Raw genomic sequence first — 15,669 nt, 5'->3', positions numbered from 1 at the left:
GCGGCGGTCGCTTCTATCGCAGACTCATGACCGTACGCATAGCGCGGCATGCACGCGGCAGGACCGGCGGCCAGAGCGGCGGCCGAGCCACACGCAACTTCACATCGAACAAAACACGGGGAGCCTGATGACACTGCAAGCGGACGCGGCCACCGCAACCTTGCCCCGATGGCGCAGCGAGCTGAACACCTACTGGAGCGACGACGGCCCGCGCTTTCGCCATATCGCGAAGGTGGCCATTGCGATGACGCTCGCGATGTGGCTGTGCATGCGCCTCGAACTGCGCACGCCCGCTACCGCGATGGTCTCCTGCGTCATCGTGATGATGCATCAGCAAAGCGGCATGGTGATCGCGCGCGGCTTTTATCGCGGCCTCGGCATAGTGGGCGGCAGCTTCGCCGGCCTGGTGCTGATTGCGTTGTTTGCGCAGCAGCCGTGGTTCTTCCTCACCGCGCTGGCGGCGTGGATCGGCGTGTGCGTGTTCGGCGCGGCGTACTACCGCAATTTCCAGTCGTATGGATTCGTGCTGACGGGATACGGCACGGCGATTACCGCCATACCCGTCTGGTCGAATCCTTACGCCGTGTACGACAACGTGGTGTTCACGGTGAGCGAAGTGGTGATCGGCGTGGTCTGCGCGAGCGTGGTCAGTGCGGTGCTGCTGCCACGCCCAGTCGTGCCCGAGCTGTACGCATCGAGCCGGAAGAGCTTCACCAACCTGCTCAACGCAATGCACGCGTTGCTCGAGCGCACGGCAACGCTCGCGGACTTCGACACGTTTGTCGCGCTGATCCGCGAGCGTGTCGGCGTGGAGACTCTGCGCAGCGGCGCGGTGTTCGAAGATCCGTTGATCCGTTTGCGCAATCCCATCTATATGGCCTTCGACCGCGGCTTTCTGGATACCGTCGGCTGGATGCACGCGTTGCAGCAGTTGCAGGCGCGTGCGGCCGCACAGGCGCACCCGCGCGCGCTCGCCGCGGTGCAGGAACTGCTTGGCGGGCTGCTTGCGGTCGTGCCCAATCACGCACCGGCCGAACTCGTGACAATCGAACAGGTGAAGGCCACGGCGAGCCGCCTCGACGCATTCGAAGCGGCCTTGCCCGCGCACTTGGCCCGCCTGCTGCAATCGCTCGCGGACCTGCCGCCGCATGAGCGCCAGTTCGTCGCGGCCACCGGCGCGGCGCTGCTCTTTTCAATCGACGATCTGCGCAGGATGTGCGACAGCTATGTCGCCGCACGCAGCATTGTGCGGGCGCCGTGGTCACAGTCGGTGCTCGAGGCCGTCGCTCGCCTCGGCCGCGCTCGGGCGACGCGCGCGAGCGCCAACCGGGCTGCCGCGACCATTGCGGGTGCGCGCGCGGCCGTTGCGGTGCTGCTGGTCGGTGCAGCGTGGATGGCGTCCGGCTGGGTCGGCGGTGCGACGGCGATTGTCGCCGTGGCCATTACAAGTGCGCTGTTCGCGCTCGCACCGAATCCGATCGTGGCGAGCTGGCAGGTTTTCGGCGGCTGCCTCGCCGGCTGGATTGCGGGCTTCGGCTTTAACTTTTTCGTGCTGCCGCGCATCGGTACGTTCGAACTGCTCGCCGCGTCCATGGCGATCTTCGTGATGGTGGGCAGCTACGTGAACACCTTTGCAAAGACGGCCATTCTCGGGCTCGGCTTTAGCCTCTACTTCTGCTTTATCGTCGCAATTACGAACCCGACGGTCTATAACCCGAGCGGGTATCTCGACACGGGCTTTGCGCTCTTGTGCGGTATCGCGGTGGCTGCGGTCGCGTTTTCGGTTCTGGTGCCGCGCGCGGGCGAGTGGATCAACGCGAAGTACATCGGCCAGATTCGCGCCTTGATTGCAGAGGACGCGCGCGACGGCGAGCTCGACGACCTTCTGTATCGCTTCGAAGCGGGCGTGCGCGACTTCATGCTGGAGGTCGCACAGGCTCCGGTGGACCGGCACCTGGACCGCGAGCGCCTGATGGCCTGGGCGTTCGCCGCGCTCGAGATAGGGCGCTCGATGATCCTGGTGCGCATCCACACCGAGCAGCTTGCCGGGCCGCTGAGGCAAGCGCGGGGCGAAGGGCAGGGCCAACCAGGCGGCGAAAACCGCGCGCTATTGCCGCCAGGCTGGCGCGACGCGCAGCAGGCGTGGCTTGCGGCGCTCGCCGAGGCTTTCGTCGCCGCCACGCCGCAGGCCGTCGACAATGCGCGGGCAGCCACGCGGCGTGCGCTCGATCTGCTGCCGCCGGAACCGGGTATCGCCGTCGATGCCAGCATGCTCGCGCGCTACCGGATGCGCGCGTTGCTGCATCTCACCGAACTCACGCTGACCGACGACACGCTGAGCGTGTGGCGGCCCGCACCCGTCGACCCCGCGAAGCGGGCGCCCGCATGAAACAGCGTTTCGAGTCCTCGCCCTTCTCCTTGTATTCGTCCTCGTCGTGGTCCATGCACCGGCGCACGGCGTGGCGGCCGGCGACAGCCGCGCTTGCGAGCGCGCTGCTGCTTTGCGCATGCATCGGCGACGGCGGCATTCACACGCGCGAAGCGCCGCTCGACGCCGCGGCGCTCGATCCGGGCGTTGCGCTGCGCGCCACTGAGGCCGATGCGAAATGGCCCGCCGGCGGCTGGTGGCGCCAATGGAACGATCCACAACTGGACCAGTTGGTGACGGACGCCACCGCCGGCAATCCCGGCTTGCAGGCTATCGGGCAGCGTATCGAGGTGGCGCGTTATCAGGCGCAGATAGCGGGCGCGGCCGAACTGCCGCAACTGAATGCTAGCGGCAGCTTCGAGCGCCGGCGCTACGCGCGCTATACGACGCCAGCCCCGCCCGGCGGCACGACCGTGTGGAGCAACAGCATAGAAGCGGACCTTTCATTCGATCTGGATCTGTGGGGCAAGTCGCGCGCACTTCGCGAGGGCGCGCTCGACAATGTGCGGGCGGCGGCCGCCGACGCGCGTTTCGCTCAGGTGGAACTGCAGACCGCCGTGGTGCGCGGCTATGTGCAGTTGTCGCTGGCGTATGCGTTGCTCGACGTTCAGAGCGCCGTGCAAAGCCAGCAGCAACGCACGCTCGACATTGCGAAACGCCGCTTTCGCGCGGGCGTCGGCAGCGGGCTCGAGGTGAGCCAGGCCGAAAGCCAGCTTGCGATGAGCACCACGCGGTTGCAGCAGGCGCAGCACCAGATCGCGCTCGCGCGCATCGGCCTTGCCGGGCTGGCGGGCAAGGGGCCAGGCTATGGCGACACGCTGCGCCGTCCCGACCTCGCGCTCAGCGTGCCGGTCAAGCTGCCCGCCTCGCTGCCGGCGGAACTGCTCGGGCACCGCGCCGACGTGGTGGCCAACCGTTGGCGCGTGCAGGAAGCGGACAAGGGCATTGCCGCGGCGCACGCCGATTTCTATCCGGACATCAATCTGGTCGCGCTGGCGTCGCTAGGTTCCGCGGCGACTTTTGGCGGCTTTCTGAACTTCGTCGACAGCAATGGTGTAGGGCACGGCGTAGGCGCGGCGATCTCGCTGCCGGTTTTCGACGGCGGCCGGCGGCGCGGCAACTACGGCGTGGCGGTCGCCTCGCGCGACGCCGCCGTGGACGCCTACAACCAGAGCGTGGTCAACGCGCTGCAAGGCGTCGCGGCGCAGGTGGTGTCGCTGCGCTCGCTCGAAGAGCAGCAGGCTTCGGTGGAAAGCACGCTCGCATCGACGCGCAAGTCGTTCGAGCTGGCCGACGCCGGCTATCGCAGCGGCATCACCGAATTTCTCAATGTACTTGCCGCGCAGAACGCGCAACTCGAACAGCAGGAGAGCCTCGCGGCAATTCAGGCCAGGCGGCTCGACGCATGGGCGCTGCTGATGAAGGAACTGGGCGGCGGGTTCCAGGCCGACGAGCTACCGGAGTTGCCGGACTTGCCGCACGACGTGCCACAAGGAGTGGCGAATGCCCGGTGAAATCGACATCTTTTCGCTGCTCGTGCCGGGCTTGCTGCCGATTCTCGTCGGCTGCGCGCTGCTGTTCGTGGTTCTCGACCTCGTGCTGGCGAGATTCGGCTTTTATCGCTGCACGTGGCATCCGAGCCTTTTTCGGGTCGCGCTGTTTGCCGCGCTGTTTAGCGGCGCCTCGCTGCTGTTGTGGCAATGAACGGCCACGGCATCCGCCATTTTTCCACCACCGACTGCTCACGCTAACGCCAGGTCACTTCGATGAAAACGCAATCCATTCTGCGGGCGGCTTTCACGCTCACGCTGCTCGTCGTCGCGATCGTGCTGGTTCGCCTGCTCTGGCTCGAGTACATGTACTCGCCGTGGACCCGCGACGGCCGGGTTCGGGCCAAGGTCGTGCAGGTTGCCACCGACGTCTCAGGGCTGGTCAGCGAAGTGCGCGTCGCGGACAACCAGTGGGTGCGCAAGGGCGACATTCTGTTCGTGCTCGACCCGGCGCGCTTTCACTACGCGCTTGCCCAGGCCGACGCGGATCTGGCGCGTGCCCAGGCGCAGATGGCTCAGGCGAAGGCGCGCATGGCGGCAAGCGTCGCGGACCTGGCTATGAAGCGAGCCCAGGCCGCGCGCCGCGCCAATCTGGCCGGCGACGTAATCTCGGCCGAAAGCCGGCTGGATTCCGCGTCGCTCGCAAGCCAGGCCGCGTCCGACCATTCCGCCGACGTTGCCGCCTACAGCGCCGCCGAAGCCGCCGTCAAGGCAGCCGTGGTGGCGCAACAGACAGCCGCACTGAATCTGGCGCGCAGCGAAGTGCGCGCGCCCTCCGACGGCTTTATCACCAACCTCAATCTTTATCCCGGTGACTTCGCGACGGCGGGCAGCGCGCGCATGGCCCTGATCGACTCGAACTCGTTCTGGGTCTACGGCTATTTCGAGGAGACCAAGCTGCCGCGCGTGCACGTCGGCGATCGCGCGGTGGTGCGGCTCCTGTCGGGCGGCGCGGACATCGAGGGGCACGTGGACAGCCTCGCCTCGGGCATCGCCGACCGCGACAATCCGACCAGCAGCGGCGATCTGCTCGCCGACGTGAATCCAGTCTTCACGTGGGTCCGGCTCGCCCAGCGGGTGCCGGTGCGGGTTCACCTCGACCGTATTCCGGCCGGCGTCAGGCTCGCGACGGGCATGACCTGCACCGTTACGCTGCGGCCGCGAGGCGCGTCCTGAAGGCGTGTCCTGAAGGCATGTCCTGAAGGCATGCCCGGCGCGGCATCGTGCGAATCGAAAAACGCGCTCCGCGCAAAGCGTCCAAAGTAGCGTTCAGCGACGCCCGCCGCTCAAGGCAAAGCCGGGCGCCGCCGTGCAAACAGGCAATTCCATTCAACGCAATTTCTGGAGAAAACCATGATGAAGGCAAAGTGGGCAATCGTATTGATGACGGTGTCGGCATTGGGCGCGGTGAGCCAGCAGGCCAGCGCGCAGGTGGCGGGCGCGCAGCCCATCGGCATCAGCGTCGAACAGACGGCGCTCGTGGTGGAAGGCTGGAGCGTCAAGAAAAGCCTGCTCGGCAAGAGCATCTATAACGACGAAGGGCAGAAGGTGGGCGTGCTTCACGACATCATCATTGCGCCCGATAACGCCGTTTCGTTCGGTATCGTGGCGGCTCACCAGTTTCTGGGCGTGTCGCACCATGACGTGGCAATCCCGATGTCGCAACTGGACTACGTGAACGGCAAGCTCGTGTGGCCCGGCGCGACCCGCGAAGCGGTCAAAGCGATTCCCGCATTCCAGTATGCGAAAGTGCGCACGGTGCCTATCGCGCGCAAAGACTTCGGCCATCACTGAGCCCCGCATGGCGCGCCGCCGCGGCAGGCGGCGCGGTGAGCGCGGAGGCGCGGAGGCGCCGAACCGCCAAGGCACCAAGGCACCAAGGCACCAAGGCACCAAGGCACCAAGGCACCCAGGCACCAAGGCACCGAGTTGACCGTTCCCGAACGGCGGCGCGGCGTCCCGCGAGCAACTGGCAGCGGCTGGCAGCCGCCCGAAACCGTGCTCCCAGCGCCAGGCACTAGGCTTTTTTGAAGGCTTAAGGAAAAATAAGTAGGCGATTGGCGACGCCCGGTGCATGATCGCTTTCACCATGAAAGCTATCGCTCGCTGCCAGGTCCGGTGTGAGGTGCGCTGACAGCCACGCGGCTGTCGTTCGACGGACAGGCTGCGGTATTCGTCAACCAATGCCCGTTACCTACGCGATGTCCGTACTCAACCGCTCCGTCAAAATCCTGCCATGCGGCGCCCCGTCGACCCGCTGGTCGTGAAGACGTCCGTTCACCCCACGCTCGCGCTGCCGCTCGAGCGCAACGTGCTGCTGTCGCTGGCGGCCGTCATCTCAGTGTGCGTGTTCGTCCTCGACGCGCTGACTCCGCTCGACATCGCCGTCGCCGTGTTCTACGTGGTCGCGGTGCTGCTGGTCGCTTCGACCGGCGAGCGCTCGTCCACGGTCGCGGCCGCGTGGGGCTGCGTCGTGCTGACGTTGCTGGGCTTCGTGATCTCGCACGACGACAGCTATTCGAGCGGCGCGATCGCGCGCTGCGTGGTCAGCCTGCTGGCAATTGCGACCACCTCGATACTCGCTTTGCGAATCCAGGCCGCGACGGCGACGCTGCGCGAGCAGGTGGAACTACTCAACCTCGCGCACGACGCCATCGTCGTTCACGACATGAACGACCGCATCACGTTCTGGAATCACGGCGCCCAGGCCCTGTACGGCTGGAGTGCGCAGGAGGCGCTCGGGCAGTCGCTGCAGGAATTGACGCAGACCTCGTACCCCGTGCCCGACGAGCAGGTGCGCTCCGAATTGCTGCGCGCCGACCGCTGGCATGGCGAACTGCAGCGCGTGCGCAACGACGGCAGCGTAGTGGTCATCGCGAGCCGCGCCGCGCTGCTGCGCGACGAGAAAGGCAACCCGCGCGCGGTGCTCGCAACCAACAATGACATTACCGATCGCAAGCGGGCCGAGCAGGCGCTCGAACGCAGCGAGGCTTTTCTGCGCGACGCCCAGCAACTGAGCCGGACCGGCAGCATTGCGATGCGCTTTCCGGCCGGCGAGATGTGGTGGTCGGACGAAGCGTACCGAATCCTCGGGTACTCGCGGGACACGCGGCCCTCGATCGACGCGTTGCTCGCGCGCGTTCATCCCGACGATCTTGCGCTCGTGCGGGGCGCCTTCGAACACACCGTGGGTGCAGAGCCGCTGGTCGACATCGAACACCGGCTCACCATGCCCGACGGCAGCATGAAGCACGTTCACTGCGTGGCCCATCTCGCTGCAACGCGGTCCGGCCACAAGGAGTACGTGGCGGCGCTGATGGACATTACCGACATGAAGCGCGCCCAGGAAGCGCTCGCGCGCACCAACGACGAACTCGCCCACGTGACCCGGATCACGCTGTTGGGCGAGTTGGCCGCGTCCATTGCGCACGAGGTTGCGCAGCCTATCGCGGCAATCGCCGCCTGCGGCAGCGCGGCGTTGCGCTGGCTGAACCGGCCTACTCCGGAGCTGGAGGAAGCGGCGCAGTCGCTCAGGCAGATCGTGCGCGATGCCAAACGGGCGGACGACGTGATCCAGAAGATCCGTTCGATGGCGAGAAAACGCGAGCGCCGGCCCACGGCGGTGGACCTCGACGCGGTGATCGTCGAGTCGATCGAACTGGTACAGCGCGAATTGCAGCGCAACCGGATCGAGCCCGAGCTCGACCTGGCCGAACCGCCGCTTGCCGCCTGTTGCGACCGCGTGCAATTGCAGCAGGTCATGATCAACCTGATCATGAACGGCGTGCAGGCCATGGCGGAGGTGGCCGGGCCGCGCAGGCTGAGTATCGCGACCCGGCGGCTGGAGGATGCACAGGTGCATGTGATCGTGCAGGATTGCGGCACCGGCATCAGCGAAGAAAACGCCGCGCGGCTCTTCAACACGTTTTTCACGACCAAGCCGGAAGGCATGGGCATGGGTTTGTCGATCTGCCGCTCGATTGTCGAGGCGCACGGCGGGCGCATCTGGGCCGAGCCGCGCGCAGGCGGCGGTGCGGTATTCCAGTTCGTCCTGCCCATCGATAAAGGAGAATGTCATGAGCAGTAGTTCGCATGTCGAAGAGGGCGCCGGCGCCATGGTGTATGTGGTCGACGACGACGAATCGATGCGCGATGCCCTACGCACGCTGTTGCGCTCGGTCGGGCTCAACGTGCAGACCTTCGGTTCGGCCCAGGAATTTCTCAGCATCGACATGCCGGACGTGCCGAGCTGCCTGATTCTCGACGTGCGTCTGAAAGGGCAGAGCGGGCTCGCGGTGCAGGAGCAGATAACGGCGAGCCAACTCGGCCTGCCCATCGTCTTCATGACCGGACACGGCGACATCGCGATGACAGTGAAGGCGATGAAGGCGGGCGCCACCGACTTTCTCGCCAAGCCGTTTCGCGATCAGGACATGCTGGACGCCGTCGAGCAGGCGTTGGCGAGCGACGCGCAGCGTCGCGCGGCGAGCCGCTCCGTCGCCGACCTGCGCCGTTGCTACGAGTCGCTGACGCCGCGCGAGCGCGAGGTCATGGCCTTCGTCGCCGCTGGACTGATGAACAAGCAGATTGCGGGCGAGCTGAACCTGAGCGAGATCACGGTGAAGATTCACCGCGGCCAGGCCATGCGCAAGATGGGCGCGCGCTCGCTTGCCGATTTCGTGCGCAAAGCGGAGACGCTCGGGCTCGATCTGCCGCGACGTACCGAAGCGGCGGCGCGCAGGTCCGACGCCTGACGATGCGTGTGACGGACGGATCGAGCTAGCGCCGTTCGTCCCGTTAATGCCGTAATGTCGTCAGTGTCGCGAGTTCCGCTAAAGCCGTTAAGGCCGCTAAAACCGCTAAAACCGCTAAAGCCGCTAAAGCCGTTAAGGCCGCTAAAGCCGCTAACGCCGCTGACGCCGCGAATACCGCCAAAGCCCCAGCGCCGCTAATGCGCTGCTTGCCGGCACTGCGGTCGCACCACGCGGCTTGCCGACTCATACGAAGGTATGAGCGGTCCGCCGGTTTGCGCACGGAGTCGCGGCTGGCCGGGTCGTGACCAATCATCGCGCGCAAGACGGGGCCTGCGCCGCCGGGGCTGCGCTGAGCACCCCAGCGCGCTTCGCGGCATGGCTAAACCTGCGAATAGGACGCCTCAACCATAGGTCATTGAGACCACACCTAAGTAGGGCTGGCTGCACGACTTGCCGCGCGATACCTTCTCGTCAACGCAGCGCCATCGTGCTCCGGCACTGTGTCCCAACTAACCGGATGACCAGATCATGACCAGTTCGTCGACGTCGTATCCTGAACCCACGGTTGCATTCGCAAGGAGGAGCCAGCTGAGCCGGATAGGTGTCGAGCACCAGTGGCGCTGCCCTCGCGAAGACGCGCTCAACGCGCAAGAGCCGGGCGGCATACTGGTGTCGCGCTGGACCCGTCACGACGTGCAGCCCTCCGAGGTCGCCAACCCGGGAAGCACCACGCACCACTGCATTGCGATGAACCTCAAAGGCACGTCGCTCCAGTTCGTTCATGCCGGCCGCACGCTCGTACGCGGCAGAGTGACCGCGGGCGCCGTGCAGATCACCGCTCCAGAAGTGCCGTGCAGCGCGACCTTCGAGGCGCCCGGCGATGTATTGCACCTGTTCGTCTCGCAGCAGGTGCTGAGCGAATGTTTCGAGGACACCTTCGGCCGGCCGCATGGCGGCGAGATCCGCCTCGACGCGCCAGGCATCGTGTGCGATCCCGCGCTCGAGCGCCTCGCGCAGGCGCTCGCCGTTTCACAGTCCGACGACGCCGCACTCGGCAAGGTGTTCACGGACGGAGTGAGCCTCGCCATCGTGTCGCGCGTGATCGCGCGGCATTTCTCGCTGCCGCAACGGCAGCGTCGCGAGGCAAGTCCGCTGCCGCCATGGCGGCTTAGCCGCGCACTCGAATTCGTCGAGGCACATCTTGCCGAATCGATCGGGCTCGAGGACATTGCCAACAGCACCGGACTCACGCGCATGCACTTCGCGTCGCAGTTCCGTCGCGCGACCGGCATGCGTCCGCATGAATATTTGTTGCGCCGCCGGATCGAGCATGCGCAGCAGCTCCTGCGCGAATCGAAGCACAACGTGTTCGACGTTGCGCTCAGCTGCGGCTTTCGCTCACAGGCGCACTTCACGACGGTATTCAAGCGCTTCGTCGGGCAAACGCCGCATTGCTGGAAGATGAAAGCCAACGCCGGTCAGTGAGCGCATTTGCCGGCAACGCGTTCGCGCAAGCGCGGGCGCTGCACTGCGATGCAACGTATCTCTGCATCGTGACGATTAACGGACTCATCGGTATAAAGGGAGCGAAACAATGCTGACGAAAGCGGGTGGCAACGATCCGTGGCAACAGACGCTTGGGCTGTTGTCCACGCTCTCCGGCGGAGCAAGCCGAGGCGTCGGTGAAATCGCAGCGCCTTCGCAACGCGCCAGCCGCAGCGGCGCGCGGCTCACCGGGTTCAGCCACCGCTCCGACGTGCAGATTCAGGTGATCGACCGGCCGAGCAGAACGACGGCCACGGTGATATGGCGGGATTCCACGCATTGCTCTTACGGCGACCAGACGTGGCACGCAAGCCGCGCCCGCAACGCGGGCGTCTGCGCGATGAGCGGCCGCGCCATTCAGCGCGGCGACGCGATCTATAAGCCGAGGCCTTGCAGGCCGGCCCCGCTCAACGCGGGCGCGATGATTCTGGGCTCGGTGATGAACGAGGCAGCGCCTGCCTGATCTGAGCCGAGGGCCTGCACCTGCATGCGTCTGCGCGAATCTGCCTGCAGCCGCCCGCACCCGCCCGCACCCGTCTGCACCCGCCTACACCTTCAAGCCGCTACGACAGCGCCGCGCGCATCGCACGCACGGCGCTTTTCACCGCTCTTCTCACCCTTCCTGATGAGCCGCGGCTCCCACTTTGCCGCGGAAAATATAGTACTGGTACAGGTTATAGCCGATCATCACCGGAAAGATCAGGCCGATGCCGATCAGCATGAACACGAGCGTGGGCGTATCGGAGGCGGCCTCGATAACCTTGAGCTTGCCAGGCACGAAATACGGAAAGAGACTCACCGCGAGCCCGGCGAACGACAGCAGAAAGAGCGCGACGGAAGCGCGAAACGGCCCGTTCGAGCTGCCCAGATAAAGTGAGCCCATGATGAAGGCGAACGCCAGTGCCGCGGCCGCACCGAGGGCGCTCAGCAAATGGAACACGCCCGGTTGCGTCCAGCGGTCATGCCCGACCTCGCTGATGAACCATGTCGCCGCAGTCAGCACCACGGCCGCAGCGACCGTAATGAAAGCGCTGAGAAGGGCGAGCCTGCGCGACCATTGCTCGAGCGACCCTACCGTCTTTTTCGCGAGATAGGTGGCGCCGAGCAGCGCATAGCCCGCTACCACGCCGATTGCGGAAACGGCCACGAACACGCCGCTCATGGCGCCCGGCGCGAGCCCGGTAATGAGCTTGCCGAGTATCACGCCCTGCGCAAGGGCCGCAACCAGACTGCCGATGCCGAACACCTTGTCCCACAGCGGGCCGTGCGACACGCTATGACGGAACTCGATCGCCGCGCCGCGCATGATCAGACCTGCGATCAACAGCATCACCGGCAGGTACAGGTCCTGCAAAAGCAGCGCATAGGCAAGCGGAAATGCGCCGAACAACGCGCCGCCCAGCACGACGAGCCAGGTTTCGTTGGCGTCCCAGACGTGGCCGATGGTCTGCACCATCATGTCGTGATCCTCGCGACGTTTGCGCAGCAGACTGAGTATGCCGATGCCGAGGTCGAAGCCGTCGGTGATCACGTAAAACGCCAGCATCAGGCCGATCAGACCGAACCAGGTGATAGCGAGCATTGCATGTGTAGAGCTGTCCATAAACTTGCCTCGCAGCGTGAACGATCAATATTCGGTGACGGCCGCTTGCGCTTCGGCCTTGACCGGTGCGGGCGGATTGAGGGAAAGGTCGGGCCCCGCGCGCAGCCAGGCGCGCGCGAGCACGAAGAATGTGCCCAGCAGCACGACGTAGAACGCGAAAAACATTGCCATGCTGAACGTCACGGACGAAGCAGCCACGCTCGAAACCGCGTCCTGAGTGCGCAGCAGACCATACACGACCCACGGCTGGCGACCCACTTCGCGCACGATCCAGCCGGCTTCGACCGCCACATAAGGCAGTGGAATACACAGCACCCAGGCGATGAGAAGCTTGCGTTGTTCGAGGAGCCGCTCGAGGTTCGCGCGCGTCCTGCGCAAGACGAAGGCCGTCCAGAACGCGAGCAACATGAACGCGAAGCCGATCCCGGCCATCACGCGAAACGAGTAGTAGAGCAGAGGCAGCATCGGCGGCTGGTCCGCGGGCTTGAACTCGGACAGGCCCTTGACCTCGCCGTGCAGCGTATGCGTGGCGAGAATGCTCAGCATGCCGGGTACTTCGATCGACCAGTCGTTGCGCTGCTCTTTCTGATTGGGCCACGCGAGCAGCGACCACGAGGCGGCAGTGCCCGGCTTGTTGGTGGTCCAGTGCCCTTCGATGGCGGCGCCCTTCGCGGGCTGCGTGGCAAACACGCTGCCGCCGCTCGAATCGCCGAGCCAGATCTGGAGCGGGGTCACAAACACGAGCACCAGTAAGGCGATTTTGAACGAGCGCACGAAAAATTCCGGATGGCGCCGTTTGAGCATATTCCACGCTGAGATACCCGCGATCACGAACATGCCGGTTTCTATTGCCGCTACCCACATGTGCGTCACGCCCCACACCATGTCGGGGTTGAAGATCGCCGCCGCGTAGTCGGTCACGACGATCTTGCCGTTTTGCACGGTGATGCCCGCGGGCGTTTGCATCCACGAATTGGCGACCATGATCCAGAACGCCGAGATGCTCGAGCCGAGCGCCACCATGCAGGTCGCGAACAGGTGCACGCCGCGCGGCACGCGAGCCCACCCCAGCAGCATGACGCCGATGAAGCCGGCTTCGAGCATGAACGCCATCGCACCTTCGAAGCCGAGAATGTTGCCGAAGAACTCGCCGCTATAGCGCGAAAAGCCGGCCCAGTTGGTGCCGAACTGAAACTCCATCGGAATGCCGCTGACCACTCCCACCGCGAAGTTCAGCACCAGCAGCTTGCTCCAGAAGCGCGCGTGCCGGTAGTAGACGACGTTGCCGCTGCGCAGCCACAGCACTTCGATCAGCACGAGAAACGCCGACAGGCTGATCGTGAGAATCGGCCACAGGATATGGAAAATAGCCGTCATCGCAAACTGGGCGCGCGACAGATCGAGTACGTCATTCAGATGCATGTTGGGCTCCCGTGGCGGCGGCAGTGGCGGGCTTGCGAGGGGTGTCGGCCGCGGGCGTCGCGGCGCGTGCGATCTTCACCGGGACCGACTTGTACGAAGGCGTGCGGCTTTTCGGGTCGAACGCATAGAGCGGCACGAGCGGGTTAGCCTCCGGGTAGTAGGCGCCGCAGCAACCGTCAGGCAGCAAAAATTCGATGGCCTTGAAATTGCGAATCACGCGTTCCATGCCGTCGCTCGCGAGCGTATGAATGTCGACCCGGTCGCCCGCTTGCAGGCCGCGCTTGTGCAATTCGCGCGCGTTCATGAAGACCACGTCGCGCTGGCCGAACACGCCGCGATAGCGGTCCGAATGCGAATACAGCGTGGTGTTGTACTGATCGTGGCTGCGCATCGTGGTGAGCCACAGTGCATCGGGATCGTGTTCGTGCGGATCTTCGTCGAGTCCCTCGAACACGATGAAATTCGCGCGGCCTGTGGGCGTTGCCCACACGCGTTCGCGCGCGCTCGAAGCCAGATGAAAACCTCCCGGCACGCGAATGCGCTCGTTGTACGCGTCGAAGATCGGGTAGACGGTTTCTATCTTGTCGCGAATGCGGTCGTAGCTCGCGACAAGATGTTCCCAGTCGACCTGTGAACGGCTGCCGAGCGTCGCGCGCGCGATGCCGGCGACAATTGCCGGTTCGCTGCGCAAATGCGGCGACGCGGGCTCGTTGCGCCCGGCCGACGCGTGCACCATCGACATGGAGTCTTCCACGGTGATGGATTGCGGGCCGTCCGCCTGAATGTCGATTTCGGTGCGGCCGAGGCAGGGCAGAATCAGCGCGTTCTTGCCGTGCACGAGGTGGCTGCGGTTGAGCTTGGTGGCGATATGAACCGTCAGATCGAGCTTGCGCATGGCCGCCTGCACGCGAATCCAGTCCGGCACGGCCGCTGCAAAGTTGCCGCCGAGCGCGACAAACACCCTGGCCTCGCCGCGCATCATCGATTCGATCGTGGCGATCACGTCGTGGCCATGCGTGGCCGGCGGCCGGAAACCGAAGGCCCGCTCGATGCCGTCGATCAGCGCAGGCGAGGGCTTCTCCGTAATGCCGACGGTTCTGTTGCCCTGCACGTTCGAATGGCCGCGCACCGGGCACACGCCTGCGCCGGGCCGACCGATATTGCCGCGCAACAGCGCGAGATTGGCGACCTGCTGCACCGTTTCCGTGCCGCGGCGATGCTGCGTGAGCCCCATGCCGTACACGAGGATCGCGTTGTTTGCCTGCATGTAGAGTTTCGCCGCGTTTTCGATGTCCGCGCGCGCCAGTCCGCTTTGCCGCACGATCGCGTCCCAACTGGTCGCGCGCAAATCGGCGAACAGCGCTTCAATGCCGTGCGTATGGTCCTCGATGAACGCGGTATCGAGTACGCGCGGCCGGTTCGCGGCGAGGGCGGCGTCGTCCGCTTCCATCACGGCTTTCATCATGCCCTTGAGCACGGCGGCGTCGCCGCCCACGCGAACCTGGTAGAGAAACGAACTGATCTTCGTGGAGCCGAGCGTGGCCATCTCCACGGGGTCCTGCGGCGCTGCAAAGCGCTCCAGTGCCCGCTCGCGAAACGGGTTGAACGAGACGATGCTCGCGCCGCGCCGCGAGGCGCTATGCAGATCGCTCATCATGCGGGGGCTATTCGTGCCGGGGTTCTGGCCGAAGATGAAGATCGCGTCGGCTTGCGCGAAGTCTTCGAGCAGCACCGTGCCTTTGCCGACCCCAATGGATTCGGGCAGGCCGACGCTCGTCGCCTCGTGGCACATGTTCGAGCAGTCAGGGAAGTTGTTGGTGCCGAATTCGCGCACGAAAATCTGGTAGAGAAACGCCGCTTCGTTCGACGCGCGCCCCGACGTGTAGAAGTCCGCCTGGTCCGGACTCTCCAGAGCGTTCAGATGCGTTGCTATCAACGCGAATGCATCGTCCCAGCCGATTGGCACATAGCGATCGGATGCCGCGTCGTAAACCATTGGATGGGTGAGGCGACCGGCCATTTCGAGGTCGTAGTCGTCCCAGGCGGCTAGCTCGGAGACGCTATGCTGCGCAAAGAATTCAGGCGTGCAGCGATTGACGGTGGCCTCCCACGCCACGGCCTTCGCGCCGTTCTCACAGAACTCGAACGACGACGTGTGCTTCGGGTCGGGCCACGCGCAACCGGGGCAGTCGAAGCCTTCCGGCTGGTTCATGTGCAGCAGCGTCTTTGTGCCGGACACGGCCACGCCTTGCAGCGCGAGCGCCTCGCCGGTTGCCTTCAGCGCGCCCCAGCCGCCGGCGGGGTCGCTGTAGATGCGGATTGTCTTTTTGGCCATGAGCGTTTCCTGGCGTTTCGTTGGGAACATGC

At 65.2% G+C, this 15,669-nt stretch carries 12 protein-coding genes; 9 read left to right on the top strand and 3 right to left on the bottom strand.

What is annotated here, in order from left to right:
- Positions 1–127: 127 nt before the first annotated feature.
- The 9 genes from JNB89_RS01350 (at position 128) to JNB89_RS01310 (ending at position 10,740) form a co-directional block, all read left to right on the top strand.
- On the top strand, positions 128–2,389 hold the full coding sequence (locus tag JNB89_RS01350) for an FUSC family protein (protein ID WP_220360958.1): 2,262 nt from the start codon (positions 128–130) through the stop codon (positions 2,387–2,389).
- A complete protein-coding gene (locus tag JNB89_RS01345) occupies positions 2,386–3,942 on the top strand; it encodes an efflux transporter outer membrane subunit (RefSeq protein ID WP_135891886.1) in 1,557 nt (518 codons plus the stop codon). Before JNB89_RS01350 ends, JNB89_RS01345 begins: the two co-directional genes overlap by 4 nt.
- Positions 3,932–4,132 (top strand): DUF1656 domain-containing protein, encoded by a 201-nt coding sequence (locus JNB89_RS01340; protein WP_135891887.1) that lies wholly within the window; start codon positions 3,932–3,934, stop codon positions 4,130–4,132. The genes JNB89_RS01345 and JNB89_RS01340 overlap by 11 nt, the downstream gene beginning before the upstream one ends.
- A 62-nt stretch (positions 4,133–4,194) precedes the next feature.
- Positions 4,195–5,154, top strand: a complete 960-nt coding sequence (locus JNB89_RS01335) for a biotin/lipoyl-binding protein (protein WP_220360957.1) — start codon at positions 4,195–4,197, stop codon at positions 5,152–5,154.
- Between the two features lie 180 nt (positions 5,155–5,334).
- Positions 5,335–5,772, top strand: a complete 438-nt coding sequence (locus JNB89_RS01330; protein WP_220361258.1) for a PRC-barrel domain-containing protein — start codon at positions 5,335–5,337, stop codon at positions 5,770–5,772.
- Positions 5,773–6,214: 442 nt separating this feature from the next.
- Complete coding sequence (locus JNB89_RS01325; RefSeq protein WP_223216666.1) at positions 6,215–8,065, top strand: PAS domain-containing sensor histidine kinase; 1,851 nt, start codon at positions 6,215–6,217, stop codon at positions 8,063–8,065.
- A complete protein-coding gene (locus JNB89_RS01320) occupies positions 8,055–8,732 on the top strand; it encodes a response regulator transcription factor (protein WP_013341374.1) in 678 nt (225 codons plus the stop codon). Before JNB89_RS01325 ends, JNB89_RS01320 begins: the two co-directional genes overlap by 11 nt.
- 528 nt (positions 8,733–9,260) lie before the next feature.
- Positions 9,261–10,217: a helix-turn-helix domain-containing protein gene (locus tag JNB89_RS01315; protein WP_220360956.1), complete on the top strand. Its 957-nt coding sequence runs from the start codon at positions 9,261–9,263 to the stop codon at positions 10,215–10,217.
- Between the two features lie 109 nt (positions 10,218–10,326).
- Positions 10,327–10,740, top strand: coding sequence for a DUF3331 domain-containing protein (locus JNB89_RS01310; protein ID WP_013341372.1), 414 nt, complete (start codon positions 10,327–10,329; stop codon positions 10,738–10,740).
- A 150-nt stretch (positions 10,741–10,890) separates the two neighbouring features.
- Here JNB89_RS01310 and JNB89_RS01305 read toward each other — a convergent pair whose 3' ends face one another.
- From JNB89_RS01305 to JNB89_RS01295, 3 genes are read right to left on the bottom strand one after another with little or no spacing between them, the layout of a single operon-like run.
- Positions 10,891–11,880 (bottom strand): cytochrome d ubiquinol oxidase subunit II, encoded by a 990-nt coding sequence (locus tag JNB89_RS01305; RefSeq protein WP_220360955.1) that lies wholly within the window; start codon positions 11,878–11,880, stop codon positions 10,891–10,893.
- 24 nt (positions 11,881–11,904) lie between these two features.
- Complete coding sequence (locus tag JNB89_RS01300) at positions 11,905–13,302, bottom strand: cytochrome ubiquinol oxidase subunit I (RefSeq protein ID WP_220360954.1); 1,398 nt, start codon at positions 13,300–13,302, stop codon at positions 11,905–11,907.
- The gene (locus tag JNB89_RS01295; protein ID WP_220360953.1) at positions 13,289–15,637 is read right to left on the bottom strand and encodes an FdhF/YdeP family oxidoreductase; all 2,349 of its coding nucleotides are present in this window, start codon (positions 15,635–15,637) and stop codon (positions 13,289–13,291) included. The genes JNB89_RS01300 and JNB89_RS01295 overlap by 14 nt, the downstream gene beginning before the upstream one ends.
- Positions 15,638–15,669 lie beyond the last annotated feature (32 nt).

The sequence above is a fragment of the Paraburkholderia phenoliruptrix genome (assembly GCF_019511605.1).
GTDB lineage: Bacteria > Pseudomonadota > Gammaproteobacteria > Burkholderiales > Burkholderiaceae > Paraburkholderia > Paraburkholderia phenoliruptrix_A.
This window is presented reverse-complemented; position numbering and strand designations above follow the sequence as displayed.

Excerpts from the sequence above, each read along its gene's own strand:
- JNB89_RS01305 (WP_220360955.1), bottom strand. The coding sequence starts at position 11,880 with ATGGACAGCTCTACACATGCAATGCTCGCTATCACCTGGTTCGGTCTG.
- JNB89_RS01340 (WP_135891887.1), top strand. The coding sequence starts at position 3,932 with ATGCCCGGTGAAATCGACATCTTTTCGCTGCTCGTGCCGGGCTTGCTG.
- JNB89_RS01310 (WP_013341372.1), top strand. The coding sequence starts at position 10,327 with ATGCTGACGAAAGCGGGTGGCAACGATCCGTGGCAACAGACGCTTGGG.
- JNB89_RS01295 (WP_220360953.1), bottom strand. The coding sequence starts at position 15,637 with ATGGCCAAAAAGACAATCCGCATCTACAGCGACCCCGCCGGCGGCTGG.
- JNB89_RS01335 (WP_220360957.1), top strand. The coding sequence starts at position 4,195 with ATGAAAACGCAATCCATTCTGCGGGCGGCTTTCACGCTCACGCTGCTC.
- JNB89_RS01350 (WP_220360958.1), top strand. The coding sequence starts at position 128 with ATGACACTGCAAGCGGACGCGGCCACCGCAACCTTGCCCCGATGGCGC.
- JNB89_RS01330 (WP_220361258.1), top strand. The coding sequence starts at position 5,335 with ATGAAGGCAAAGTGGGCAATCGTATTGATGACGGTGTCGGCATTGGGC.
- JNB89_RS01300 (WP_220360954.1), bottom strand. The coding sequence starts at position 13,302 with ATGCATCTGAATGACGTACTCGATCTGTCGCGCGCCCAGTTTGCGATG.
- JNB89_RS01315 (WP_220360956.1), top strand. The coding sequence starts at position 9,261 with ATGACCAGTTCGTCGACGTCGTATCCTGAACCCACGGTTGCATTCGCA.
- JNB89_RS01345 (WP_135891886.1), top strand. The coding sequence starts at position 2,386 with ATGAAACAGCGTTTCGAGTCCTCGCCCTTCTCCTTGTATTCGTCCTCG.
- JNB89_RS01325 (WP_223216666.1), top strand. The coding sequence starts at position 6,215 with ATGCGGCGCCCCGTCGACCCGCTGGTCGTGAAGACGTCCGTTCACCCC.
- JNB89_RS01320 (WP_013341374.1), top strand. The coding sequence starts at position 8,055 with ATGAGCAGTAGTTCGCATGTCGAAGAGGGCGCCGGCGCCATGGTGTAT.